A 24,789-nucleotide genomic window follows, 5' to 3' on the forward strand; every position below is an offset into this window, starting at 1 on the left:
GCCCGGGTGCCACCGCTGCCCGGTGAACCGGGCGGGAGGTACCGGTTGTCAGTAGACGTCACGGACGTAGCGCCGGTCGGTGGCCAGCTGTCGGACGTACGCCTCGGCCTGCTCCTCGTCGAGGCCGCCGTGGGTGACCGCGATGTCGCGCAGGGTCCGGTCGACGTCTTTGGCCATGCGGGTGGCGTCACCGCAGACATAAAGGTGCGCGCCGTTGTTCAGCCAGCCCCACAGCCGGTGGCCGTGTTCGCGCATCCGGTCCTGGACGTAGATCTTGGCTCGTTGGTCGCGGGAGAAGGCGAGGTCGAGTCGGTCGAGGTGGTCCGAGCGGTGGAAGGCGGTGAGTTCCTCGCGGTAGTAGAAGTCGGTCGCCTGTCGTTGTTCGCCGAAGAACAGCCAGTTGGGACCGGTGTCCCCACGGGCCTGACGTTCCTCCAGGAAGCCGAGGAAGGGCGCTACTCCGGTGCCGGGGCCGACCATCACCATGGGTGCCCTGGGGTCGGTGGGCGGTCGGAAGTGCGGGGAACGCTGGACGAAGACGGGGACGGGGCCGTTATCGGCGTCGTCCGCGAGGTAGGCGGAGCATACTCCGGTGCGCGGGACGCTGCGGTCGTTGCTGTAGCGGACGACCGAGACGGTGATCCGTAGCTGGTCGGGGTGGGCCAGCGGGCTGGAGGAGATGGAGTACAGCCGCGGCTGTAGTGGCTTGAGCACTGCAGCCCATTCGGCGGCGGTGGCCCGGAGTGGGTGGGCGGCGATGACGTCGATTGCCTGGCGTCGCCAACTCCATTTGGCCAGTTCGCCCTTGTTGTCCGGACGCAGCAGTTGCTTGAGATCCCGGTCCGCGGTGCGTTCTGCCACGAAGCGGAGCAGGTCGGGGGTGATCCGGGCGATCTCCAGACGGGTGCGCAGGGCCTCGCCGAGGGGGACCTGGCCCAGGTTGGCGAGCGGGACGGGTTCGGTGGGGTCGAGTTCGGTGGCGGTCAACCACTGCGTCACCAGCTCGGCGGAGTTGGCGGGCCAGACGCCCAGGGCGTCGCCGGTCTGGTAGGTGAGCTGGCCGCGGTCGCCGCCGTGGATGTCGAAGGTGAACTGGCGGACCTCCTTGGCCGATCCGGGGAGGTTGAGCAGCCGGTTGCCGACCAGCAGTGCGGCGAAGGGGGATGCCTTCGAGTACCCGGTCTCGTGCTTGGGCGTGGCCGCTGCCGGGCGGACTCCGGCAGGGACCGCTGTCGCTGGCTGGGTGGCGGTACTGGTGCCGGCCAGTGCGGTCAGGACCTGGTCCAGCCACTGGTCGGTGGCCTGCTGGTAGTCGGGTTCGCAGTCGGTGCGCGGGGTCAGCCGGGTGGCGCCCAGTTCGTGCAGGCGTTGGTCGATGCGGCGACCGTGGGCGCAGAAGTCGTCGTAGCTGGAGTCGCCGAGGGCCAGCACGGCGTACCGCAGGCCGCTCAACTGGGCCCGGGTGTCGTCGCTGCTGCTGAGGGTCTGCCAGAAGGCGGTTCCGTTGTCGGGGGCCTCGCCGTCGCCGAAGGTGCTGGTGATGACCAGGACGACGGCGTCGGGCGACAGCGCCTCCGGGGTGCAGTCGTCCATGCTGAGCTGGCGGGGGAGCCAGCCGGCCTCGGACAGCCGACGGACGCTGGCGGCTGCGGCGTCCTCGGCGTTGCCCGTCTGCGACGCCCACAGCACCACCACCTCCTGGTGCTGGGGCCGGGACTGTGGCTGCGGGTCGGTAGCGGACGCCGGGAATGAGTCGGCCGGCGGTGGCGCGGCTGGGTTCGCCTCGGTGCGTGAGAACATGCCGGCCAGCAGGCCGTTGACCCACCGGGCCCGGTCCGGCGCGAGCGGAGCCAGCGCCGGGAGCACCGGCACGGCGGTGGTCGCTGTGCCGCCGGGACGCTGCCCGCCGTCGAGGCCGGTGAGGCCGGTGAGGAACCCGGACAGGTAGAGCCGTTCCTCGGTGGGGAAGACGGGCGCTGCGCCCGGGTCCACCCCCAGCAGCCTGCCCAGCGCGGTGACCAGGTCGCTGCTCCGCTCGCCCCCAGCCGGAGCCGGAGCACCAGTGGCGGGCGCGGTCGACGTCACCTTGCTCGACACCTTGGTCAACGTCACGGCGCAGAACTTGAATTCGGGTTCGTAGGAGATCGGGTCGACGGCGTCGTTGGTGACCGCGTTCAGGCTGAGGTACTCGCCGAAGAGGTCGTTCCAGTGGAACGGCGCGAAGCAGTTGCCCGGCCGGACCCGGTCGGTGACCACGGCGGGCAGCACGGCCCTGCCGCGCCGCGAGCAGACCTCGACCTGATCACCCTCGGCGATGCCCGACCGCAGCGCGTCGTCCGGGTGGATCTCCACGAAGGGGCCGGGGTTGAGCTTGTTGAGCCTGGCGACCTTCCCGGTCTTGGTCAGCGTGTGCCACTGATGTTGCAGCCGCCCGGTGTTGAGCACATAGGGGAACGCGTCGTCGGGGAGTTCGGCGGGGGGTAGGTGTGGGCGGGCGAAGAACACCCCGCGCCCACTGGCGGTGGCGAAGGCCAGCCGGGGCCGGCTGCCGTCGGCACGCTCGACCAGCGTCTGGTGGGTGCCGTCGTTGAGGTAGCGGATCGGGTTGCGGTCGCTGCCGTCGGTCGTGGCGCTGGGCCACTGCACCGGGGCGTCCCGCAGCCGCTGGTAGGTCACGCCGCGCAGGTCGTAGCCGGTCTTCGGGTTCCACGCCCGTTTGATCTCCTCGAAGACCTCTTCGGCGCAGCTGTAGTCGAACGCGTCCGCGAAGCCCATCTCGCTGGCGATCCTGGCGATGAGCTGCCAGTCCGGCAGCGCCTGGCCGGGCGGGTCCACGGCTTGTCGCAGCAGGGTGAGGTTGCGTTCGGAGTTGACCATCACGCCTTCGGCCTCGGCCCACAGCGTGGCCGGGAGCACCACGTCGGCGTAGGCGTTGGTCTCGGTCTGGGCGAAGACGTCCTGGGTGATCACGAACTCGGCGGCCTCAAGGGCGGCGATGACGGTCTTGCGGTTGGCGACCGAGGCCACCGGGTTGGTGCAGATGATCCAGCAGGCCTTGATCTCGCCCTCGGCCATCCGTGAGAACAGGTCGACGGTTCCCTGACCGGCCTCGGCCCGCAGGGTGCCGGGCGGCAGGCCCCACAGCTGCTCGGTGAACTCGCGGTCCTGCGCGACCAGGGTCGAGCGCTGCCCCGGCAGCCCGGGTCCCATGTAGCCCATCTCGCGACCGCCCATCGCGTTGGGCTGGCCGGTCAGCGAGAACGGGCCGCTGCCCGGGCGGCAGATCGCGCCGGTGGCCAGATGCAGATTGCACAGCGCGTTGGTGTTCCAGGTCCCGTGCGTGCTCTGGTTCAGGCCCATGGTCCAGCAGCTCATCCACTCGGCTGCCGCGCCGATCCACTGCGCGGCGAGGCGGATGTCGGCCTCGGGGATGCCGGTGATCTCGGCGACGCGCTGCGGCGGGTAGTCCTCCAGGAATTCGGGCATGGCCTCCCAGCCCTCGGTGAACTCGGCGATGAACGCCGTGTCGGTGCGGCCGTCCTGTACCAGCAGGTGCAGCAGTCCGTTCAGCAGGGCGAGGTCGGTGCCGGGCCGGATCTGCAGGAAGAGGTCGGCCTTGGCGGCGGTGGCGCTGCGCCGGGGGTCGACCACGATCAGTTTGGCGCCTGCCTTGACCCGCTCCATCATCCGCAGGAACAGGATGGGGTGGCAGTCGGCCATGTTGGCGCCGATGACGAAGAAGACGTCCGCGTGTTCGAAGTCCTGGTACGAGCCCGGTGGTCCGTCGGCGCCCAGCGAGAGTTTGTAGCCGCTGCCCGCGCTGGCCATGCACAGCCGGGAGTTGGACTCGATCTGGCTGGTACCGACGAAGCCCTTGGCCAGTTTGTTGGCGAGGTACTGCGCCTCCAGTGTCATCTGGCCGGAGACGTAGAACGCCAGCGCGTCGGGCCCGTGGGCGTCGATGATCTGCCGAAGTCGGCGCGCGGTCGCGGTGATCGCCGCGTTGAGGTCGGCGGCCTCGGGCTCCGCGCCCCGTTCGCTCCGCACCAGCGCGGTGGTCAGCCGGTCGTCGGCGGTGAGTAGGTCGGCGCTGGTCGTGCCCTTGGTACAGAGCCGTCCGAAGTTCGCCGGGTGGGACTTGTCGCCGGAGGCCCTGGTCGCTGTGCGCCGACCGGTGGACGGGTCGGTACTGACGTCGAGGACCATCCCGCAGCCCACTCCGCAGTAGGAGCAGACGGTCTTCACCGCACTGGTGGCGGCCTGGGGAGCCGATGCCGTCACAAAATGCCCCTTCCACATCACGTGGGTCAGTGCTTCGCACCGCACCCTAGGAACCGTCCATTGCGCCCGGGTCACGCGAGCCTGACGCCGGTCGTTACGTCCGGCTCACCAGTCCGCCGTCGGCGCGTGATCCGCCCAACGGCCGTCCCCGCAGCGCGTCGGCCGAGCCAGGTCAGGGGGTGTCGCCCAGCCGGTAGCCGCGTTTGAGGACGGTGCGGACCAGTCCGGCGTGCGGACCCAGGACTGTCCGCAGTCGGGCGACCGCGGCCTCGACCGCGTGTTCGTCAGCACTGCTGCCCACCCATACCCGTTGCAGCAGTTCGGCCCGGCTGAGCACATGTCCGGGCCGGTCGGACAGGGCCCGCAGAAGCGCGCTCTGGGTCGGGGACAGCCACAGGTACTCCCCGGCGACCAGGAGAGCATTGCCCTGGAGCACCAACCGGCTCTCCCCCAAACGCAGTTCGCGATTTCCGGTCGGCAGCGTCTCGACGATGGTGCGCACCAGTGAGCCGAGCCTGCCGCGGTCGGGGCAGGTGGACGCGATGCCGTGTTCCTCCAGCGGCCTGGCACAGACCGGCCCGACACAGACCGGCAGCACGCCGCCGCCCGTCGCGCCCACCCGCAGCGCGGTCACCACCTCGGCGTGCAGGTCCAGCGTCCGGGCGGCGTCGAGGAACCCGGTGATGGCCGGGGCGCTGGTGAAGGCGATGGCCTGGACCTCCCGGCGCACGGTCTGCTCGACCAGACGCCGCACCGCGGCCGGGTCCTCGGGCGGTCCCCAGCGGTAGACCGGCACCACGATCACTTCCGCGCCGCGTTCGCGCAGCGCGGCGGCGAACCCGTCCAGCGGTGCGCCGTGCTCCTGCACGGCGATCCGCCGTTCGTGCAGATTGCGGGCGAGCAGCCAGGTGAGCAGTTCTTCGTTGGCCTCGCTTTGCGGTGAGAAGGTCTCGCCCAGGCCGCTGGCCCGCACCGCGCCGGTCGCCTTGGGTCCGCGGCTGAGCACCACAGCGTCCCGGCAGGCCTCGGCCAGACGTCGTCCCAGGCCCCAGCCGTCGGCGGCGCTCATCCAGCCGCGCCAGCCCACCCCGGTGGTGGCCACGACGTAGTCCAGCGGGGCCACCAGGCAGCGCTCGGTGGCGCGGCGTAGCGCGCTGTCGTCGTCGAGCGGCACGATCCGCACCGTCGGCGCCTCCACCACCCGCGCGCCGCGGCGTTTGAGCAGCGCGGAGAGCTCGTCGCGGCGGCGCGCGGCGGTCACCCCGACCGTGAACCCTGTCAGCGGACCCGTGAGCGACCCCTCCGGCGGAGCCGCCGAGCCGGGGCGCGCGGGCGGGCCGGTGTCGGGCATGTGACCAGTTGCCATGAGCTGAAGGCTCCGGCAGCGGCGTTTCACCCCGATTGCGTGGTGGTCACGGCGTCGTTAGCGCACCGCCGCCAGGAGTACGGGAGATGTCGTCCGGGTCACCCTCAGCGGGACATCGAGTGAGACACCCGTACCGCGGTGGCAACACGGGCGACCCGGACCGGAAACCCGCCCCCTCGACGCTCAGGGCATGGCTCGTACTCCCGCCCCGCCCAGGACCCGCCCCGCTGCGCCTGAACCCCGGTCCCTGCCGACCATCGAAGGAGCCCGTCCGTGACACCTCAGCATCTGGTCCTGGTGGGACACGGCATGGTCGGCCAAGGCTTCCTGGAATCGCTGGCCGAGCACAGTCCGGCCACCGCGTGGCGGATCACCGTGCTGGCCGAGGAGCCACGCCCCGCCTACGACCGGGTGCACCTGACCTCCTGGTTCTCCGGCACCAGCGCCGAACAACTCACGCTGTGCCCGCCCGAGTTCCTGGACCAGCTCCGCCGCGCTGGGCACAGCATCGAGCTGTGCCTGGGGGACCCGGCGGTCACCGTCGACCGCGCCGCCCGCACCGTCACCGCCCGCTCCGGCCGCACCTTCCCCTATGACGCCCTGGTCCTGGCCACCGGCTCCTATCCGTTCGTCCCGCCCATCCCCGGGCACGACGCACCGGGCTGCCACGTGTACCGCACCATCGAGGACCTGGAGGCCATCCGCGACCACGCCACCGACGCCGGTGTCGGCGTCGTGGTCGGCGGCGGGCTGCTCGGGCTGGAGGCGGCGGGCGCGCTGCGGACGCTGGGCCTGCGGACCCATGTGGTGGAGTTTGCCCCGCGGCTGATGGCCCTGCAGATCGACCACGGCGGCGGCGAGGTGCTGCGCCGCAAAATCGAGCAACTGGACGTCACTGTTCACACTGGAGCCGCGACGCAGCGAGTCGACACCGACGCGGACGGCCATGTCCGCACCATGACGCTCTCCGACGGTACCGTCTTGGACGTCGACCTGGTGGTCTTCTCCGCCGGGGTGCGCCCCCGCGACCAGCTCGCCCGTGACTGCGGCCTGCCGGTCGGCGAACGCGGCGGCATCGTCGTCGATGAGCAGTGCCGCACCGCCGACCCGCGGATCTGGGCGATCGGTGAGTGCGCGCTGGCCGCGGACGGCCGGGTCTACGGCCTGGTCGCCCCCGGCTACGCGATGGCCGAGGCCGCCGCCCGCCACTTGGCCGGCGCCCCCGGCAGTTTCACCGGCGCCGACACCTCCACCAAGCTCAAGCTGTTGGGCGTGGAGGTGGCCAGCTTCGGCGACGCCCACGGCGCCGCCGAGGGCGCGGTGGACGTGGTCTACAGCAGCAGCCGCACGGGGGTCTACCGCAAGCTGGTGATCGACCCGCAGGGCCGACTGCTCGGCGGGGTCCTGGTCGGTGACACCGAGTCCTACGCCACCCTGCGGCCACTGGCCATCAGCGGAGCGCCGCTGCCTGCCCCGCCCGAGCAACTCGTCCTGCCGGCAGCGCTCGGCGCGCCCGTCGGGCCGCTCACCCTGCCCGACGACGCCGTGGTCTGCTCCTGCCACAACGTAGACAAAGGCACTATCGCCGCCGCCGTCCGCGACGGCGGCTGCGACACCCTGCTGCAGGTCAAGAAGTGCACCAAGGCCGGTACCGGCTGCGGCAGCTGCATCAAGCTGGTCGAAGGCATCCTCAAGGAAGAGCTGGAGGCCTCCGGGGCCGAGGTCGCCCACGGCCTGTGCGAGCACTTCGCCCACACCCGCGCCGAGCTCTACGAGATCGTCCGGGTCAAGGGCATCAACAGCTTCACGCGGCTGCTGGAGGAGCACGGCACCGGTGAGGGCTGCGAGATCTGCAAGCCCGCGGCCGCCTCCATCCTGGCCAGCCTGGACCAGGGCCACATCCTGGACGGCGAACAGGCCACGCTCCAGGACACCAACGACCACCACCTCGCCAACCTGCAGCGCAACGGCTCCTACTCGGTCGTGCCGCGCATCCCGGGCGGCGAGATCACCCCGGACGGCCTGATCACCATCGGTGAGATCGCCCGCGACTTCGGCCTCTACACCAAGATCACCGGCGGCCAGCGGATCGACCTCTTCGGGGCCCGGGTCGACCAGCTCCCCCTGATCTGGCGGCGCCTGGTGGACGCGGGCTTCGAGTCCGGACACGCCTACGGAAAGGCTCTACGCACGGTCAAATCCTGCGTCGGCCAGACCTGGTGCCGCTACGGAGTGCAGGACTCCGTCGCACTCGCCATCGAACTCGAACTGCGCTACCGGGGTCTGCGCGCCCCACACAAGATCAAGTCAGCGGTCTCCGGCTGCGCACGGGAATGCGCGGAAGCACAGAGCAAGGACTTCGGGGTCATCGCCACCGCCGAGGGCTGGAACCTCTACCTCGGCGGAAACGGCGGAATGACCCCGCGCCACGCCGACCTGTTCGCCAAGGACCTGGACCACGACACCCTGATCCGCACCATCGACCGGTACCTGATGTTCTACATCCGCACTGCCGACCGCCTGGAGCGCACCGCCCCCTGGCTGGACCGCCTCGAAGGCGGCCTGGACCACCTGCGCGCCGTCCTGCTCGACGACTCACTCGGCATCTGCGCCGACCTCGACGACCTGATGGCCCGCCACGTCGCCACCTACCAGGACGAATGGGCAGCCACCCTGGCCGACCCGGAGCGCCTGCGCCGCTTCGTCTCCTTCACCAACGCCCCCGGCACCCCCGACCCCACCGTGCGCTTCGTCCCTGAGCGCGACCAGATCCGCCCCGCTCGCCCCGACGAGGACGGCCACACCCTGCCGGTGGCGTCCGTGCCCCTGATCGCCGGCCCTTCCCTGGAGGTACGTACCCGATGACGTTGACACTCACCGAACAGCCCACCGTTCAGCAGCCCGTCGACCAGTCCACCCAGCGTCCCTCCCACCAGCAGTCGCTGACATCCCAGGTCGAGATCCACGACGGCAGGAACTGGACCCGGGTGTGCGCTCTGGCCGATCTGACGCCCGGACGCGGCACAGCCCTGCTGGTCGACGGACAACAGGTGGCCGCCTTCCGCGACCGCGCAGGACAGCTCTACGCCCTGGACAACCGCGACCCCTTCAGCGGCGCCTACGTCCTGGCCCGCGGCCTGCTCGGCACCCGCGGCCCGGTGCCGGTCCTGATCTCCCCGATGTACAAGCAGGCGTTCGACCTGCGCGACGGCACCTGCCTGGACGAGGAAACCGCACCGGACGGCAACAGCAGCCACCTGCGGACCTGGCCGATCCGACTGCAACCCTGAACCCTGACGCCACCTCAGCCCAGCTCCCGACAGCATCCGGCCGCCGCTCTCACACGGGCCGGCGGCCGGTGTGCGTGAGCCGTAGCGCTGCGGTGCCCGCGCGAAGCAGGCCGCGAAACCTCTGCTCCCTAGCGTCGGGAACCAGTCAGCAGCCGCCGCAGCAACCCTCCGCCGAAGGCAGGCAACCATGAGCGCGACAGTCCATGACCCGCACACCGCCACTACAAAGGCCCCGCCCCGGACCCGGTCCCGCAGGGTCGCCGAATGGCACCCCGAGGAACCGCAGTTCTGGGAGCACACCGGCGCTGCGGTGGCCCGGCGCAATCTGATCTTCTCCGTACTGTCCGAACACATCGGATTCTCCGTCTGGAGCCTGTGGTCGGTCCTGGTGCTCTTCCTGGGACCCCAGTACCACATCGACACAGCTGGGAAGTTCGTCCTCACCGCCGTCCCCACAGCCGCCGGATCGCTGCTGCGGCTGCCCTACACCACCGCTGTGGCCCGCTTCGGCGGACGCAACTGGACCATCGCCAGCGCGTTGCTGCTGCTGATCCCCACCGTGCTGGCCGGCACCCTGCTAAGGCCCGGCGTCTCCTACACTGCCCTGCTGGCGCTGGCCGCCGTGGCCGGAGTCGGCGGCGGCAACTTCGCCTCCTCCATGGCGAACATCAACGCCTTCTACCCACAACGCCTCAAGGGCTGGGCACTGGGGATCAACGCGGGCGGCGGCAACATCGGCGTCGCAGCCGTGCAACTCGTCGGCCTGCTGATCCTGGCCACCGCCGGTGCCGCCCACCCGCGACTGCTGCCCCTGGTCTACGTGCCGCTGATCGTCCTGGTGGCGCTCGGCGCCGCCCTGCGGATGGACAACCTCGACGCCCCCGGAGACCGGCGGCACGCTCTGCGCGACATCTGCCGTGAACCGCACACCTGGGTGATGTCCGCGCTGTACATCGGTACCTTCGGCTCCTTCATCGGCTTCGGCTTCGCCTTCGGCCAGGTCCTCCAAGTCCAGTTCCATACCCAGTTCGACACCCCCCTCAAGGCGGCCTACCTGACCTTCCTCGGCCCGCTGCTCGGCTCACTGGTACGCCCGATCGGCGGCAGGATGGCCGACCGCTGGGGCGGGCCCCGGGTGACCTGCTGGAACTTCGCCGCGATGGCCCTGGGCGCGGGCACGGTCCTGATCGCCTCCGGGCAACGCTCGCTGCCGTTGTTCCTGGTCGGATTCATCGCCCTGTTCGTGCTCAGCGGCATCGGCAACGGCTCCACCTACAAGATGATCCCAGCCATCTTCCAAGCCAAAGCCCGCGCCGCGGTGCCGGCTGGGGTAGGCCAGGCCGAGGCCGAGCAGGCCTCCCAGCGCCAGGCCACCTCACTGATCGGCGTCGCCGGCGCGATCGGCGCCTTCGGGGGCGTCCTGGTCAACCTCGCCATCCGCCAGTCCTTCCTCAACGCCCACAACGGCAACGCCGCCTACCTGGCCTTCCTCGGCTACTACGGCCTGTGTCTCTCCCTGACCTGGGGCGTCTACCTGCGCAGGCGCGGCCCGGCCGCGGAGAAGTGACCGCCGACGCCCACCCCACCCCCCATGGGAGGACCTGCCTCATGCCGTCGCCGATCGCCGTGGTCCTGGCTGTTCACGGAACCCGCAACCCAGCAGGGACCGCGGTGACGCAGGACCTGGCCTTCGCTCTCGCCGACCAGCTCGGACTGCCGGTGCACCCCGCCTACGCGGACGTCCACGGCCCCACCATCGCCGACGTGCTCAGGGGCACACCGGCCGTACCCCGGTCCTGGTGCCGGCCTTCCTGTCCAGCGGCCATCACGTCCACACCGACATCCCGGCCCAGATCCTGGGCTCCGGCCGCAGCGACACGGTGGTCACCCCGCCGCCCGGCCCGGCTTCGACTCTCCTTACCGCGTTGACGGACCGGCTCGCCGAGGCCGGTGCGGGGCCCGGCGACTCTGTCGTCCTGGGGGCGGCCGGCTCCCGCGACCCAGCCGCCCGAGCGGAGGTCGCCGCACTGGCCCAGACCCTGGGCCGCCGCCTCGGCACAGCAGTGTCCGTAGGCTGGGCTGCGTCCGCGCGGCCCACCGTCGCCGAGGCGGTCGCGGACGCCCGCTCCCGGGGAGCACGGCGGGTATCGGTCGCCACCTGGCTATTGGCTCCAGGCCTTTTCGCTGACCGGATCAACGACTGCGGCGCGGACTCCGCCGCACGTCCGCTCGGAACCCACCCGGCCCTGGTCGAAGCGCTCGCCCAGCGGGTGGAGGCGGCCACCAGAACCTGCCTGACCGGTCCGTGACGAGCATGCAGGTCCTCGGCGGCGTCCTCGGAAACCGGCAATAGGCCGATGTCATCAACGATGATCAAATCGGATCGGATGATCCGGGACAGCGCCCTTGCGATGGAGTCGTCCGCGCGGTGCCGGCGGACCAGCGACCCGAGGTCCTGGATCGTGAACCAGGAGACGGCCAGGCCTGCCTCGACCGCGGTCTGACCGAGGGCCTCGGTGAAGTGGCTCTTGCCCGTCCCCGACGGGCCGCAGATGCAAAACGACTCCCGGCGGCCGACCCACTCCAGCGTCTTCAGGGCGTCCTGGGTTGCCCTGGGGATCGAGGACTTGCCCTCATCCCAGTCGCCGAAGGTCTTCCCGGTCGGGAACCCGGCCCGCTTGCGGCGGGTGTGCAGGTTCGCGCGGTCCCGGCCGGCGGCTTCCTCCGCGAGCAGGACGCGGACGACCTCGGCCGGGTCCCAGCGCTGGGCCTTCGCCGTGGGGATGATGTCGGTCAACGACCGGCGGATGTGCGGGAGTTTGAGCCGCCTGGTGTATTCGATGGCCTCGGCGAGCGGGTCGCCGTTGGTGCCGGGAACGGTGCGGAGCGGGGCGGCCCTCAGGTCAGATCGCTCTCGTCGAACTCGGGGGTGTCGGTGGTGGTGCGGCCGAAGGAGGACCAGGCGCCAGTGCCGGGCTGCAGGGAGTGGTCCTCGCTGCGGCGGTGGGGCTCGGTGTGCTCGTGGACAGCCTGGTAGTCGAGGATGGACAGCAGGTCCGCGTCGGCGAACCGCCCGGTGACCGCGGCGGTGCCAAGCGCCCGGTCGACGTCCGGGGCGGAGTGCAGCTTCGCCAGGGCGACGGCCTCGGCCATCTTTGCCTTGATCCTGCGGACGCCAGCTGCTGCGGCTTCGACCAGCCAGGACGCGGCGCCGGGCCCGAGGGCGAGGAACGCGGCTTCGTCCGCGCTGGTGGCGCGCGGAGTTCGGTCCGCGGTCTTGTCCTCGCGGGGCGGGTAGTGGCCGTCGTCCAGGACTGGGGAGCCGGGCTGTCCGCGCTGGTGGCGGGCGACCTCGCGAGCGGGTCCGTGTTCGTCGACAGCGGTGACGATCAGCTCGTCGCCGTGGAAGCGGGCCCAGACCCGGGTGTCGATCAGCTGGTGCGGGACCGAGTAGCGAACCGCCTCGACGGAGATCGTCGAGTCCCAGGCGACCCTTCGGGTGGTGCCGAACGCCGCGGTGAACGGGCTCTTCGGCGGCGGGTGCAGCCGTTGCTGTTCCTCGGCCAGCCGCTCGATCGGCTTGCGCCGGGTCGCCTTGTGGACGCGGGAGTTGACCTCCTCACCGAACTGGCGGCAGGCAGCCTCCAGCTCGCCGAAGGTCTGGTAGTGGTCGCGCAGGTTGACGTCCTTCGGCACGAGATCGGCCTTCGCGATCTTCACCGTGGATTCCGAGCCGCCCTTCGTCTCCGGGTCCGCCGGGACGCAGGTGCGTATGGTCGTGCCGTAGTGGCGGGCGACCTCGACGACGTCCGGGTTGCGGACCGCGATCCCGGCGATGTGGTCGGTGGTGACCGTTTTCTCGTTGTCGGTGAGCACGTAGGCCGGGACGCCGCCGATCCTGCGGAAGGTGGTGTCCAGACAGGCGGTCACTGTTGGGAGCGTCTTGTCCCAGATCGGGATGACGACGCGGAAGCGGGACCAGGCCAGCCATGCGCAGAACAGCGTGGTCTTGCGGCCCTTGATGACTGGGCCGTCGCCGAAGTCGTATTGGAGCCAGAGCCCCGGCTCGGTCACCCACGGCCTGTAGACCCTCCGCCGACCGGTCTTGAACTGGGCTTTCGCCTCGGCGATGGTGCGGCGGGTGGTCCGTTCCCCGCCGGTGAAGCCCATCGCGGTGATCCTCTTGTGGACCACGTCCGCGCGGATCTTGCCCCGCGAGCGGACCACCAGTTCCTCGATCTTCGGCAGGTAGTCGTCGATCTGCCGGGTCCGGTGCCGGCGGCGATCCGGCTGCTGGCCGGCGGCCCGCATCTTCACGTGTCGGGCAACGGTGTGGTGGTCGCAGCCGGCCAGCTCGGCCGCGGCGCGGTAACTCCCCGTGAGGTCGTATGCCTCCAGGATCTCCATGATCTCCTCGCCGTTCTTCACCCGCTCCAGCGTCGTCGAGCGGGACTGCAAGCGGCGAGCGGGGAGAAATATCTGGCGGTACTCGGGGGATCCCGTGGCCACAGAATGCGCCGTATATGGCCGCACTCGGGGAGCTTACGAAGACCGCCGTCACTCCGCGAGCGCCATGGCGAGGTCGAGGTCTGCGGCAGTGAGTGCGTTCGGGCGGTTGGAGCGGACGAACGTGGCCAGCCCGAGGAACTGCTCCTGGACCAGCAAGGGTGCGTGAACGCCGGAGCGCTCCCCGAGCGGCAGGACGTGGTCCTCGGACACGCTCTCCACGAGCACCGGTGCCGGTGAGGCCATTGCCTCGGTGCAGGCGGACGGATACGGCTGGGCCCAGACCTCTCCCAGATCCGGGCCGACCACCGGGCAGCAGTGCGCGACCGGGATCACGCCGGGTTGGCTGGCCGCTTCGGTCTTGTGTCCTGGAACGAACATCTGCATCCGGCGACTGTCGCGGCGGAAGAACCGCAGGCACCGGGGATCGCCTCACGCGGCGCGCGGACTGCGGCCAGTCAGCGCCGGCAAGTCGCGGAGACGAGGGGCCCCGGGGGGGGGGGGGGGGGGGGCCCCCCCCCCCGGGGGGGGGGGGGGCCCCCCCCCCCCCGCCGCGGGGGGGGGGGGGGGGCCCCGGGGGGGGGGGGGGGGCCCCCCCCCCCCCCGGGGGCCCAGGCTGGACTACACCAGCGGCGTCTCCGTCTGCGTGTCAGGGCGCTTGCGGACCACGGATCCGAGCAGGGTCAAGGCCAGCCCCACGATCGCCCAGGCCACCAAGACCAGCCATGGGAAGGTGGTGTGGGTACCGTCGAAGTACGCGTAGCTCCGGTTGAGGCTCGTACCGGCGCTGTTGGGCAGCCAGGGGCCAATGGCTCGCCAGAACGGCGGGATCATGGGGGGTGCGTACACCCCGCCGGAGGACGGATTTCCCAGGATCACGAAGATCAGGACCGCTGCTCCGATGCCGGCGATCCCGAGGAAGCACTGCAGAGCCATCGAGCACGCACCGACCGCGAAGACCAGGAGTGAACCGATGCCCCACAGGGCGAGGATGCCCGCGGGAAGCGCGCCGAGAACGGGGCCCACGATGATCGCTCCACCGAGGCCGGCGGCGATTGAGTAGAGCGCCAGCGCGCCGAGGCGGATCGTAGCCCGTCGGGGGTTGGCGGGCCGTGCGCCACCGCTGATGCCGAGAATGGAGGCGACCAGGTAGCCGCCCACGCACCAGCCGATGGCCAGGTAGAAGGAGGTCAGACCGTTCTGGTCGTGACTGGAGACGGGGACCACGTCCTGGACGGTGATGGTGCGGTGCTGGGTAGCGTCCACCTGAGTCATCGTCTTCTCTAGGGCGGTGGCCAGAGAGGCGCTCGACGCCGAGGCGACCAGCAGCCGGTCGTGAGTTCCGGCGGGGTTGGGAATGAACGCGCTGTAGAGCGTCTGGTCCTTGATCTGGCGGACCGCCTCAGCCTCGGAAGTCACGGCCTTGGCGTCCAGCGGCTGACCCGGAATCGCGTTCAGCTGGTGGACGATCTTGCCTTGTGCCGCGGTTGGGGCGACGACCCCGATGGAGGCCTTGTGGGGGACGGGGTGGTGCAGCGCCCCCACGAAGCTGAGGATGAAGCCGAGCTGAAGAAGCAGCGTGGCGAAGACGAGGATCACCGTACGTGCGCTCACAGCGTCCCGCAGTTCGGCCGCGAAGCCGCGTGGGGTTTCCGTGCCGGTCATCTGACTGAGTTCCATTCCGTTCGTTGTGTTGCCTATTTCTGGATCGCCCTCGACAGGCGAAGAGTGACGTCGCTCGAATGGCCCGATCCCACGGAATCTCCGTGGCTCAGCCCGGCCGCAACTCAAGCCGACCCTCGGTCGGCGCCCGGGTTCTGCTGGGCGCCCAGGAGCAGCGCAGCATCGGGTCCCCGTGGAGGTTCTACGCCCGTAGGTGTGCCTTTTCCTCGGACGCTGGCGGCCCAACCAAGAAGGAAGGCCACCGGCACGGAAATCAGCCCCGGGGTCTGGAGCGGGAAGAAGTGAAAGTCGACCTGCGGGAACAGGGAGGACGCGGAGCCGGAGATCGTCGGGGAGAACAACTGCAGTCCGACGGTGCAGGCCAGGCCGCCGTACACAGTCCACAAGAGGCCGGCTCGGTTGTAGCGCGGCCAGAACAGGCTGTAGACCAGCGCTGGGAAGATGGTGGACGCGGCCATCGCGAGCGCGAAGACGGTCAGGAAGTTCACGTTGTAGCCCAGCGCTGTCACGGCCAGCCCGATGCCAAGAAGACCGACCGCCACCGCTGACCACTGGGTCGCGCGCACTTCCCTGGCCTCCGACATCGTGCCGCGTTTGAAGGCGTGGGCCGCGAGGTCGTGTGCCAGGCCGGCGGCGGCTGCGAGGGTGACGTCGGCCACCGCCGCCAGCACGGCAACGAACACCGTCGAGGCGACGACGGTGAACAGGGCGTTGCCTGCGGTGGTCCCGATGCCGCCGTTGAGCGTGCGCGACAGCAGGAGCAGAGCTGACTGGCCGTTGGGGTTCACCGCCGCAATCGTGAGGCCGCCCACCATCGCCGCTTCTGCCATGCCGAGGAGCACCACGCCGAGCATGAGCGCGCCGACCATGGAGATCGCGCGTCGGGCAGAGCGCCGGGCAGCAATGCCGTTCGGTGCGCAGCTCACCCGCATGATCATGTGCGGCATGAAGGCGCTGAGGGCCACGGTGACCTGTACGCCCACGAAGTCCAGCCGACCGTTGAGCGAGTTGCCGAACTCGCGGCCCGGACGCAGGTACGGGTACGGCGACGGCCCGCTGCCGTCGCCGGCGGCCCGAAGCAGAGCGTTGAGGCTCCAGTGGAAGTGGCTGAACACGGAGAGCAGGACTACGAGCATCACGCCGAGGACCAGAGGCACCTTGACGATCTGCAGGATGCCGATGCCCCTCATCCCCCCGAGCACAGCGAAGCAGACCATCAACACGCCGATCAGTGCCGTGCACAACTTCTGGGTGCCCGCGTCGGTATGGCCGAGGAACAGTGCGGTGGTCGAGCCGGCACCCGAGAGCTGGACGACCAGGAAGGGCAGCGAAGCCGCCAGCGTCGCGACAGCGGCCGCGATGCGCGGGGCGGGTCCGGCTGCCCTGAGTTCCAGGATGTCGCCGAAGGTGTACCGGCCCGCATTGCGCATCGCCTGGGCCAGCAGCATGAGGACGCCCATGCTCAGAACGATGCTGACGCTGAGGGCGAACCCGTCGTAGCCAGCCAGGGCGACCAACCCGGTCATGCCCAGCATCGTGGTGGCGGACACGTAGTCGCCGGCCAGCGCCAGACCGTTCTGCAGAGGTGTCAGGGTGCGGTTGGCCGTGTAGAAGTCGGCCACCTGGTCGCTGTCTGAGCCGAACAGCACGCACAGCAGGATTGAGAGGCCCACGACGATCAGGAAGGAGATGAGGACCCCGCTGGGGACACCGGTGTTCGGGACAGGGACGTTCATCGTCTCTCCGTCCTGATGTCGCTGCGCTGCTGCGTGTGGGAGCTTTCGCGGTCGTAGAGGTAGCTGTCCCAGATCCCGTAGAGCTGATCGAGCGATCGGGGCTCCGGAGGCACGCACTTGGCGTCCTGGGCCCGGGTCGACCTGTGGTCGAATCGTCCGGCCGTCACCAGCAGCAGGACGACTTGGGCCAGCCCGAGCAGGATGCCCAGGCTCAACTGACCCAGGACGTCGATGCCGAGAAGGCCGCCGGCCGTGCAGGCGAGCAGTAGCATCGCGGCGAAGGGCACGCTGTTGGTGACCGCGAAGGTCCGGGACAAGGGCGCGGTCGTCCGGTGCCAGTCGCCGAGTTGGCTCGTCGGGATCGACGAGGAGGGCTCGAATGGGCTCGCGGCGCGAAGCCGGCGAGGGTGAAACAGCGAAGACATGCGGCGTCATCCTTGGGATCAGCCCGACTGGCGCAGCTCTGGTCGACGTCCATGCGCCCAGGCGCGGGGATCAGGGCGTATTCGGTGCTGCCATCGGGTCATGACGAGCGATCAACGTTTGGAGTGCGTGGAGAAGCCCGATTCGCCTTCGCGGGTCACGCGACTGCGGCGCGGCTTGATGCCTTCGGGCGGGAAGCCGCAGCAGGCTCCCCTGCGCACCCCTCTGGGTGCGCACACAGCAGCCCGCCAAAGTCGCGCATCAGTTGCGTGCCGGAGTCCGCGCTCGGCGACCGGCGAAGCGCACGGGGGCGAACGGGTGAGCCGCAGCGGCCATATGTGACACCTGCTGACCGCCCTTGATGTGTGCGGAGATGACCTCCGCCGTGACCGGGGCCAGAGTGACGCCCAGCATGCAGTGTCCGCTGGCGACAAGCACGTTGTCCTTGCCGGGCAACACCCCGATGACCGGTAGCCCGTCCGGCGTCATCGGACGCAGTCCCGTCCAAGCTTGTGGCTCTGACGTCGGCGAGAAGGCCGGCAGGTACTCGTGGGCCGAACGGACGATGCCTCGCACGCGATGCGTGTCGATAGTCGCGTCGAAGCTGCCGAACTCCATGGTTCCGGCAAACCGCAGCCGGTCTGACAACGGGGTGACGGCCACCTTCGCCTCGCCTAGGTACACCGAGTGCCGCAGCGTCACGGCGCTGTCGGTTTCGTCGAATCCGTACCCCTTGCCGGGCTGGATGGGCAGTGGGAACCCGGCCAGCCGTGCAAGCCGGCGGGTGTGCACGCCTGCCGCGAGGACGAAGAGGTCAGCAGTGACTTCCTCACCGCCGGCGACCACCGACGTCACCACCGGGCCGCGGAAGCGGATGTCGGTCACCGGGCTGTCATAGCGAAACCGGACGCCGAGTTCCACGCAGCGCCTTGTCAGGCCGTCGATCAGACTTGCCGGGTCGACGTGCCGCTCCTGTGGGCACTGCAGTCCCGCCAGCACATGCTTGCCCAGCGCAGGTTCGAGATCCCTGAGCTCATCACCGGAAAGGGGGACGGCGGTGTGGCCGATCCGCTCCACCGGCTCTGCTGCCGCTTGGTACCCCTGCATCGCTTTCCGGGTGTGGAAGACCATGAGCTGGCCTGTGCGGTGGTATTCGAACCGAACGCCGTCCTTCTCGTACTCGTCGAACAGTTCGATGGTCCGTTCGTTGAGCGTGGTGAGGGATTCCAGGCCCTGGTGGAAGTCCTTGGCATTGGAGTGCCGCAGCATGCCGACCATAAAGCGCACGTGTTCAGGACGTGGCGAGAGTCGGGCGCGCAGCGGGCTCTCCTTTCGGCCCATCCACTTCAGTGCTGCTCCGAGCATGCCGGGTGCGGGCACGGGAGCCGACATGATCGGGACGACCCACCCGGCGTTGTGCCTGGAGGCTCCCGTCTCGCCGTGAGCTGCGTCCACGATGGTGACGGCCAGGCCGTCACGTGCGAGCCTGTACGCGGTGGCCAGCCCGATCACGCCTCCACCGACGATCACTGCACTGTCTGTCATGTCTTGGCCTTCTTGTGGTTCGGACCGGGCTGCGCCGGGTCAGTGGAGGAACTTCTTGGCCAGCAGGTGGGCGATCGCCCAGTCCTGCATGGCGACACCGACGGTCTTGAACACGGTCCGCTTGCCGTAGTCCGCGGCCGGAGCCGTCAACGCGGTGCCGAGTGGCGTGAGGGCGTCCGTGGTGAGAGCGCCGGCTTCGAGGGCGTGGATGATCTCGCCGGACTCCTCGAGGATCGCAGCGAGGTCGTCGACGACGACGGTGCTGTCGGCGAGCAGTTCGTCGGGCAGTTCGCGCATGGTGGGGCGGTACGCGCCGATGGCGTTGACGTGCACCAGTGCGGGCAGCGCCGGCTCCGGGAAGAGCGGGCTGGTCGCGTTGGTCGCGCAGCACACGATCTCAGCCGTCCGGACGGCCGACTCCGCGTCTGTTGCGGTGAAGAGTTCCACGCCGGCCAGTTCCGGTTCCAGCGTCTGGATGAGGGACCTGGTGCGCTGTGGGTCGCTGTCCACGACCGTCAGTTGACGCAGGGGCCGGACCGCGTGGACGGCGCGGACCTGGTCGAGGGCCTGCCCGCCTGCACCGATCAGGGTGAGACGTCCGGCCTCAGGAGCAGCAAGGAGATCGGTGGCGACGCCGACCGCCGCACCGGTGCGCAGGCAGGTCACGGCTCCGGCATCGGCGACCAGGTGGTCCAGGCGGCCGGTCTCGCTCCAGACGACGGTTCCCGTGATGGCGGGTTTGCGCGTGAAGTTCACGCTCAGCGTCTTGATCATGGCTGAGGCGGTCGGCCTGTGATGTGCCGACATGACCAGGAACTGCCCGTCGCACAGTGAAGTGCGGGTCGGCATCTCGAACTGTCCGTCAGCGAGGTCGATGAAGCCCCCCCGAACGGCATCGATCGCCTCCCTGATCGTGACGGCGTCACGTATCTCACGCTCACCGACAGTGATGGTCTTCATCGGCATCCCGCCTTCGTCATCGTCGACTAGTAAGGTATTACGCCTTACACAGTACAGCAGGGTTGGCCTTTCGACGACTTGGGCATTTCGTGTTATGCATAAGGCGTGACCACTCCTCGCCCGGCAGCACCGACTGCCCGCACCCCGCAGCTCAAGTCGATCAGCCTCCGGGAGCAGGCACGGGAGGCAGTGCGGACTCAGATCGTGCTGGGACAGATCGCACCGGGGCAGGTGACGAGCGTCATCAATGTGGCCGCGGAGCTCGGCGTCTCGGTAACTCCGGTCCGAGAAGCGATCATGGATCTCGCCAATCTGGGCATGGTCGAGATCATCCGCAACCGGGGGTTCCGGGTCCCGGTACTGACCGACCACGACCTTGAGGAGATCTTCCAGCTCCGCACCATGCTCGAGGCGCCGGCCATGGCCGAGGTGGTCCAGGTTCTGGGCGGAGCACCGGTGCCGCAGTTCCGGCAGCTTGCGCAGGAGATCACCGATGCCGCGCACGAGGGCGACCTCACCCTCTTTCTCGACCTGGACCGGCAGTTCCACCTCGGCCTACTCGAACTGCTGGGCAATCGTCGCCTGGTGACCACGGTCGGCCAGTTGCGCGACCAGGCCCGGATGCAAGGCCTGCAGAAACTGGCGGATCAGGGACAGCTGACCCGGTCCGGCGAGGAGCACATCGACATCGTCGACGCCATCGAGTCGGGAGACCACGAGCTGGCCTCCGAACTCATGCGCAAGCACCTCGCCCACAGCCGCGGAATCTGGGCCGGTCGCCCTGAAGCCGACGCCTGAACCGGGCGGGTGGTTGCTCCCTCATAGGGGTCGCCCGTGACAGTGGGCGCGTTCGAGTGCGGCCAGGCCGGATTCGTGGACGTCGGCGATCTTTCGGTACGACTGTTCGGGCATGCCGACGCGCTTGCAAGCCGTCCTGGCCGAGCCCGCCGCCGACGACGCCCTGCGCGCATCCGGCCGGATCCAGCAGATGTGGCAGGACCTCCACCTGATGGACGGCCAACCCTGACCCCTGCGGGAGTCGGCGCGACGACAGAGCGGAGACGTGATGCCGGCCGCCGCCACACCAGGGACTAGCCGAAGAGCGATCAGCGGGGTGGCTGCAGCCTCCCAACCACCTGAAGTGGTTGGCTCGACCTGCTTCATGCGCCAGCCCGCGAGCTTGCCGTCGCGTTTCGCGGCTTTCATGCCCGATTCTGATTCAGCCTGAATCAGCGTGCTGCGATGTACGCGCTCACCGACCAGGTCGAGTTGCCGAACCCGCCGAACAGCGCCGTCGCGATCACCGGCGGTGAGACCGCCGGTGAGAGCCGCGCCGACCTGGTATCCGAGCGAGAATCCGATGTAGCGGCGCCGTGCGGGGTGCTGCTCGCAGAAGAAGGCGAGGAGCGGGCCGAGAACCGCGCCCGGACCAATCGCCGCCATGGCCAGCGCAAGGATGACCAGTCCCGGCGAACGGGTCTGCAGCAGGAGGAAGAAGGGAACCGCCTGGAGCGCGGTGAACAGCGCTCCCGCCACGATGATCGGCTTGCGGCCATACCGGTCGGACAATGCGCCGAAGGCCAGGACTACAGCGGTCTGGACGAGCGAGCTGGCCACCATGCCCACCAGGCTCACGCCGGCCGCGACCTTCAACGTGTCGGAGAGATAGCTGGGAGCCCAGGTGATCAGCAGATACCAGAAGCTGGTGAAGCCGAAGTTGACGCCGATGATGCACACCGTCCGCCGCCAGTCCTGCCGCGCTACCTCGACAATCGGTGCCCTGGCCGTTCGCCGCTCCTCGGTCAGGTCGGCGAACTCCGGCGTCTCACTGAGACGAAGACGCGCATAGACGCCGGTACTGACGACGAGCACACTCACCGCGAACGGTATGCGCCAACCCCAGTCGACGAGGTTGTCTTCACCCAGTGACTTGGTCACCGCCCACACCACGGTGGCCAGCAGAGCGCCCATGGGTGCGGTGGCTCCGCCGATGGCCGTGTAGGGCCCCGCGCCGTCCGGGGCTGGCGTGTTCCAGCAGGGTGAGGGCTCCGCCTCCACTCTCCCCACCCTGGGACAGGCCCTGGACGAATCGGAGGATCACGAGCATGACTGGCGCCGACACCCCGATCTGCCCGTAGGTCGGGAGGGCGCCGATGAGCCACGGTCGCGCCTCCCATGATGAGGAGGGTGTACTGGAGCATCCGTCGACGTCCCAGGCGGTCGTCGAAGTGGCCGAAGACGATGCCGCCCACCGGCCGGGCGAAGAACCCCACGCCGAAGGTCATGAACGCAAGCATTGTTCCGACGGTCCTGTCGCCGCCGGGGAAGAAAAACTGGCTGAACACCTGGCCACTGGCCAGGCCGAAGAGAGTCACGTGGTAAAGCTCGAGGGTGGGTCCTGCGCCCCAGGTGATAAGGATCCTGCTCAGCGGCATTCTTGTCGACGCCGTCTGTCTTTCGGTCATCGTCATCTTCGGCCCCCTCACCTGCTTTGTCACTGTTGCTGTCTGTCGCGGCCGAAGCGGCGAGTCGGTCGGCCACCGTCCCGCCCGTCACCGGTGCGAGGGTCATGCCGAATGCGCCGTGCCCCGCCGCGACCAAGCGGCCCTTGTGCCGCCTGGCGGAGGCGTCCGCACTTCAATAGGACCCTTCGGAGAGGTGTGATACCTTACACATTAGGTGCCAGGCCGTAGTGAGCTGGGCTCGTGAGATCCGGTTCCGAAATGAGGAAAGAGAAGCGGATGCCGCAGAGCCGGCCGGTGGCCGAAGGATCACTGCGACAGGCCTTCGCGACCAGGCGCCGCGCATGATCCGCGCCCGTGGCGGTAGGACGTCAAGACCAGCCGGTCGGCGCCGACCTCGGCGCGCGACATCCAGGGTGACCAACCCCCCTGACCATCGGCGTTGACGCAGAGCGCGACAAGCCCGCGGCGTGGATCACCCATCACAACTCCCGAAGGAGCCAAATATGACCTCCGTAGCTGACCTCCACCGGCAGTCCGTCGTGATCGACGGCTGTGCACCGCTCATCGCCAACGCACAGGGCGTACTCGACTACATGGCTGGGGGTTTCACCGCCGTCGCCGCGACGGTCAGCGACAACGTCGAGGGGGCACTGGGGACGCTGCGGAACATCGGTCGGGCTCAAAAGCTCATCCGCTCGGCCGGCGACGCACTCACCGTTATCCGAAGCGCCGACGACATCGACGCCGCGAAGGCCGCCGGCAAGATGGGGATCATCCTGCATTTCCAGGGCGGTGACCCCATCGAGAATCGCCTGGACTACATCGACGCCTACAAGTCGATGGGCGTCGGCATGATCCAACTGACCTACAACGTCAAGAACCGCATCGGCGACGGCTGCGAGGAGCGCACCGATGCCGGCCTGAGCCGCTTCGGGCTCGACGTCATCAAGCGCCTCAACGAAGCCAGGATCGTCGTCGACTGCTCCCACACCGGCTACCGCACCACCATGGAGACCATCGAAGCCTCCGAACGCCCCGCAGTCTTCTCTCACGCAGGCGTGAGGGCAGTGCACCCCTCGCCGCGCAACATCCTCGACGACCAGATCAAGGCCATCGCCCAAAGTGGCGGCCTCGTTGGCGCCAACGCCTACCCGCCGTTCGTCTCCGGCGACAAGCAGCCCAGCCTTGAGCAGCTCATCGACCACATCAAGTACATCGCCGATCTGGTGGGCGTGGACCACATCGGTCTCGGGCTCGACTACTTCGACGGCCAGCACCCTTACTCCACCGACGAAGAAGCCCAGGTGTTCTACAACAAGTTCCTCGAGTCCGGTGAATGGTCGCCCGCCTCCTACCCGCCCCCGCCGTACCTCTACCCCAAGGGCATCGAGACCCCCGACAAGGCCGCCAACCTCACCGAAGCCCTGCTGCGGGCCGGCTTCGACACCAAAGAAGTACAGAAGATCATCGGCGGCAACTGGATGCGCGTGTTCCGGGAGGTCTGGGGTGAATAGAGACATCCTCTTGGTTCAGGCGTTCCAGATACTTCTCGCGCCGGCCCCAGGACGCGACCAGACGCTCCGCGTCGGCTTGCTGGCAACGGCCACGCGAGTCACAAGACTTATCGGGCGACAGCACCGAGTCCCGGTCCTGGAGGATTTGTGACACTACGTCTGTGCATCGCCGGCGCGACGGGCTGGACAGGGTCAGCGGTGGCGCGAGCCGCCATAGGGCGTGACGAGCTCACTGTCGTCTCGGGCGTGTCGCGGAAGCACGCCGGCAAGGACCTTGGCCTTGCCCTGGGTGTTGAACCGATGGATGTACCCCTGTTTTCCACCGTGCAGGAAGCGCTGGACGCCGGCTCGACTGACGTGCTGATCGACTACACATCGCACTTGAGCGTGAAGGACCACGTGCTCAGGTCGCTGCGCCACGGCGTGGCGGTGGTAGTCGGGTCGTCAGGCCTCTCTGCTGATGACTTCGCCGAGATCGAGGCCGCGGCAAGTGAAGCTGGACGCGGCGTCGTCGCGTCGGGCAACTTCTCGATCACGGCGTCACTGCTCCAGCATGCCGCACTGCTTGCCGCTGAGCATCTGCCGACATGGGAAGTCGTGGAGTACGCGGACTCCACGAAGGCGGACGCGCCTGGCGGGACGGCACGCGAATTGGCCGAACACCTCGCCGAGGTCCATGAACCGCAAATCGATGTCGCAATTGCGGATACCGGCGGTGTCCCGGCAGCGCGCGGGGCACCGATAGCCGCCACACAGGTACACAGTGTCAGGTTGCCCGGCTACGCACTGAGCGTTGAGATCCTGTTCGGGCTGCCCGCCGAGCGGCTCACGATCCGGCACGACGCCGGATCGGACACTACGCCTTACGTTGACGGAACCCTTCTGGCTGCCACCAAGGCCATGGACCGCATCGGCCTCGTGCGCGGTCTGGACACGCTCTTGTTCGCGCCCTAGAAGTCGAGCTCTGCTGTCTTGAAGTCGCTGGCCAGCGGGTTGGCGTGGAATCGATAAGGGACGCTC

Annotated in this window: 17 protein-coding genes and 1 pseudogene; 7 read left to right on the forward strand and 11 right to left on the reverse strand. The window is 69.1% G+C overall.

Annotation, left to right across the window (positions count from 1 at the left end; translation table 11 throughout):
* Nucleotides 1–48 precede the first annotated feature (48 nt).
* Nucleotides 49–4,281 (reverse strand): molybdopterin-dependent oxidoreductase, encoded by a 4,233-nt coding sequence (locus tag ABH928_RS04565; RefSeq protein WP_370062257.1) that lies wholly within the window; start codon nucleotides 4,279–4,281, stop codon nucleotides 49–51.
* A 172-nt stretch (nucleotides 4,282–4,453) separates the two neighbouring features.
* Nucleotides 4,454–5,647, reverse strand: coding sequence for a uroporphyrinogen-III synthase (locus tag ABH928_RS04570; RefSeq protein ID WP_370062259.1), 1,194 nt, complete (start codon nucleotides 5,645–5,647; stop codon nucleotides 4,454–4,456).
* A gap of 273 nt (nucleotides 5,648–5,920) precedes the next feature.
* On the opposite strand from ABH928_RS04570, the gene nirB reads away from it, so the two are divergent.
* From nirB to ABH928_RS04590, 4 genes are all read left to right on the forward strand, one after another.
* On the forward strand, nucleotides 5,921–8,512 hold the full coding sequence (gene nirB, locus ABH928_RS04575) for a nitrite reductase large subunit NirB (RefSeq protein ID WP_370062261.1): 2,592 nt from the start codon (nucleotides 5,921–5,923) through the stop codon (nucleotides 8,510–8,512).
* The gene (gene nirD / locus ABH928_RS04580; RefSeq protein ID WP_370062263.1) at nucleotides 8,509–8,937 is read left to right on the forward strand and encodes a nitrite reductase small subunit NirD; all 429 of its coding nucleotides are present in this window, start codon (nucleotides 8,509–8,511) and stop codon (nucleotides 8,935–8,937) included. The genes nirB and nirD overlap by 4 nt, the downstream gene beginning before the upstream one ends.
* A gap of 187 nt (nucleotides 8,938–9,124) precedes the next feature.
* Nucleotides 9,125–10,504 carry a nitrate/nitrite transporter gene (locus tag ABH928_RS04585; protein WP_370062265.1) on the forward strand — a complete coding sequence of 460 codons (1,380 nt, stop codon included), beginning with the start codon at nucleotides 9,125–9,127 and terminating at the stop codon, nucleotides 10,502–10,504.
* A gap of 232 nt (nucleotides 10,505–10,736) precedes the next feature.
* Entirely contained in the window at nucleotides 10,737–11,246 is a 510-nt protein-coding gene (locus ABH928_RS04590; protein ID WP_370062267.1) for a sirohydrochlorin chelatase, read from the forward strand.
* 5 nt (nucleotides 11,247–11,251) lie between these two features.
* Here ABH928_RS04590 and ABH928_RS04595 read toward each other — a convergent pair.
* The 8 genes and pseudogenes from ABH928_RS04595 to ABH928_RS04630 form a co-directional block, all read right to left on the reverse strand.
* Nucleotides 11,252–11,839: pseudogene (locus ABH928_RS04595) on the reverse strand (ATP-binding protein); the annotation flags it as partial.
* A complete protein-coding gene (gene istA / locus ABH928_RS04600; protein ID WP_370062971.1) occupies nucleotides 11,836–13,365 on the reverse strand; it encodes an IS21 family transposase in 1,530 nt (509 codons plus the stop codon). The gene istA and the pseudogene ABH928_RS04595, both read right to left, overlap by 4 nt.
* Nucleotides 13,366–13,494: 129 nt before the next feature.
* The gene (locus ABH928_RS04605) at nucleotides 13,495–13,830 is read right to left on the reverse strand and encodes a hypothetical protein (protein ID WP_370062269.1); all 336 of its coding nucleotides are present in this window, start codon (nucleotides 13,828–13,830) and stop codon (nucleotides 13,495–13,497) included.
* Between the two features lie 234 nt (nucleotides 13,831–14,064).
* Nucleotides 14,065–15,108 carry a DUF3533 domain-containing protein gene (locus ABH928_RS04610; RefSeq protein WP_370062271.1) on the reverse strand — a complete coding sequence of 348 codons (1,044 nt, stop codon included), beginning with the start codon at nucleotides 15,106–15,108 and terminating at the stop codon, nucleotides 14,065–14,067.
* 122 nt (nucleotides 15,109–15,230) lie between these two features.
* Nucleotides 15,231–16,862 carry a cation acetate symporter gene (locus ABH928_RS04615; RefSeq protein WP_370062273.1) on the reverse strand — a complete coding sequence of 544 codons (1,632 nt, stop codon included), beginning with the start codon at nucleotides 16,860–16,862 and terminating at the stop codon, nucleotides 15,231–15,233.
* Nucleotides 16,859–17,287, reverse strand: coding sequence for a hypothetical protein (locus ABH928_RS04620; protein WP_370062275.1), 429 nt, complete (start codon nucleotides 17,285–17,287; stop codon nucleotides 16,859–16,861). The genes ABH928_RS04615 and ABH928_RS04620 overlap by 4 nt, the downstream gene beginning before the upstream one ends.
* A 259-nt stretch (nucleotides 17,288–17,546) precedes the next feature.
* Nucleotides 17,547–18,830 (reverse strand): NAD(P)/FAD-dependent oxidoreductase, encoded by a 1,284-nt coding sequence (locus ABH928_RS04625; protein ID WP_370062277.1) that lies wholly within the window; start codon nucleotides 18,828–18,830, stop codon nucleotides 17,547–17,549.
* A gap of 39 nt (nucleotides 18,831–18,869) precedes the next feature.
* A complete protein-coding gene (locus tag ABH928_RS04630) occupies nucleotides 18,870–19,790 on the reverse strand; it encodes an ornithine cyclodeaminase family protein (RefSeq protein WP_370062279.1) in 921 nt (306 codons plus the stop codon).
* Between the two features lie 105 nt (nucleotides 19,791–19,895).
* Between ABH928_RS04630 and ABH928_RS04635 the strand changes: the two genes are divergently transcribed.
* Nucleotides 19,896–20,588 (forward strand): GntR family transcriptional regulator, encoded by a 693-nt coding sequence (locus ABH928_RS04635; RefSeq protein WP_370062281.1) that lies wholly within the window; start codon nucleotides 19,896–19,898, stop codon nucleotides 20,586–20,588.
* Between the two features lie 21 nt (nucleotides 20,589–20,609).
* Here ABH928_RS04635 and ABH928_RS04640 read toward each other — a convergent pair whose 3' ends face one another.
* The gene (locus ABH928_RS04640) at nucleotides 20,610–21,857 is read right to left on the reverse strand and encodes an MFS transporter (RefSeq protein ID WP_370062283.1); all 1,248 of its coding nucleotides are present in this window, start codon (nucleotides 21,855–21,857) and stop codon (nucleotides 20,610–20,612) included.
* Between the two features lie 901 nt (nucleotides 21,858–22,758).
* On the opposite strand from ABH928_RS04640, the gene ABH928_RS04645 reads away from it, so the two are divergent.
* Nucleotides 22,759–23,769 carry a dipeptidase gene (locus ABH928_RS04645; RefSeq protein WP_370062285.1) on the forward strand — a complete coding sequence of 337 codons (1,011 nt, stop codon included), beginning with the start codon at nucleotides 22,759–22,761 and terminating at the stop codon, nucleotides 23,767–23,769.
* Nucleotides 23,770–23,916: 147 nt separating this feature from the next.
* A complete protein-coding gene (gene dapB, locus ABH928_RS04650; protein ID WP_370062287.1) occupies nucleotides 23,917–24,723 on the forward strand; it encodes a 4-hydroxy-tetrahydrodipicolinate reductase in 807 nt (268 codons plus the stop codon).
* The last annotated feature ends 66 nt before the right edge of the window (nucleotides 24,724–24,789 follow it).

The organism is Streptacidiphilus sp. MAP5-3 (genome assembly GCF_041262505.1).
Classification (GTDB): Bacteria; Actinomycetota; Actinomycetes; order Streptomycetales; family Streptomycetaceae; genus Streptacidiphilus.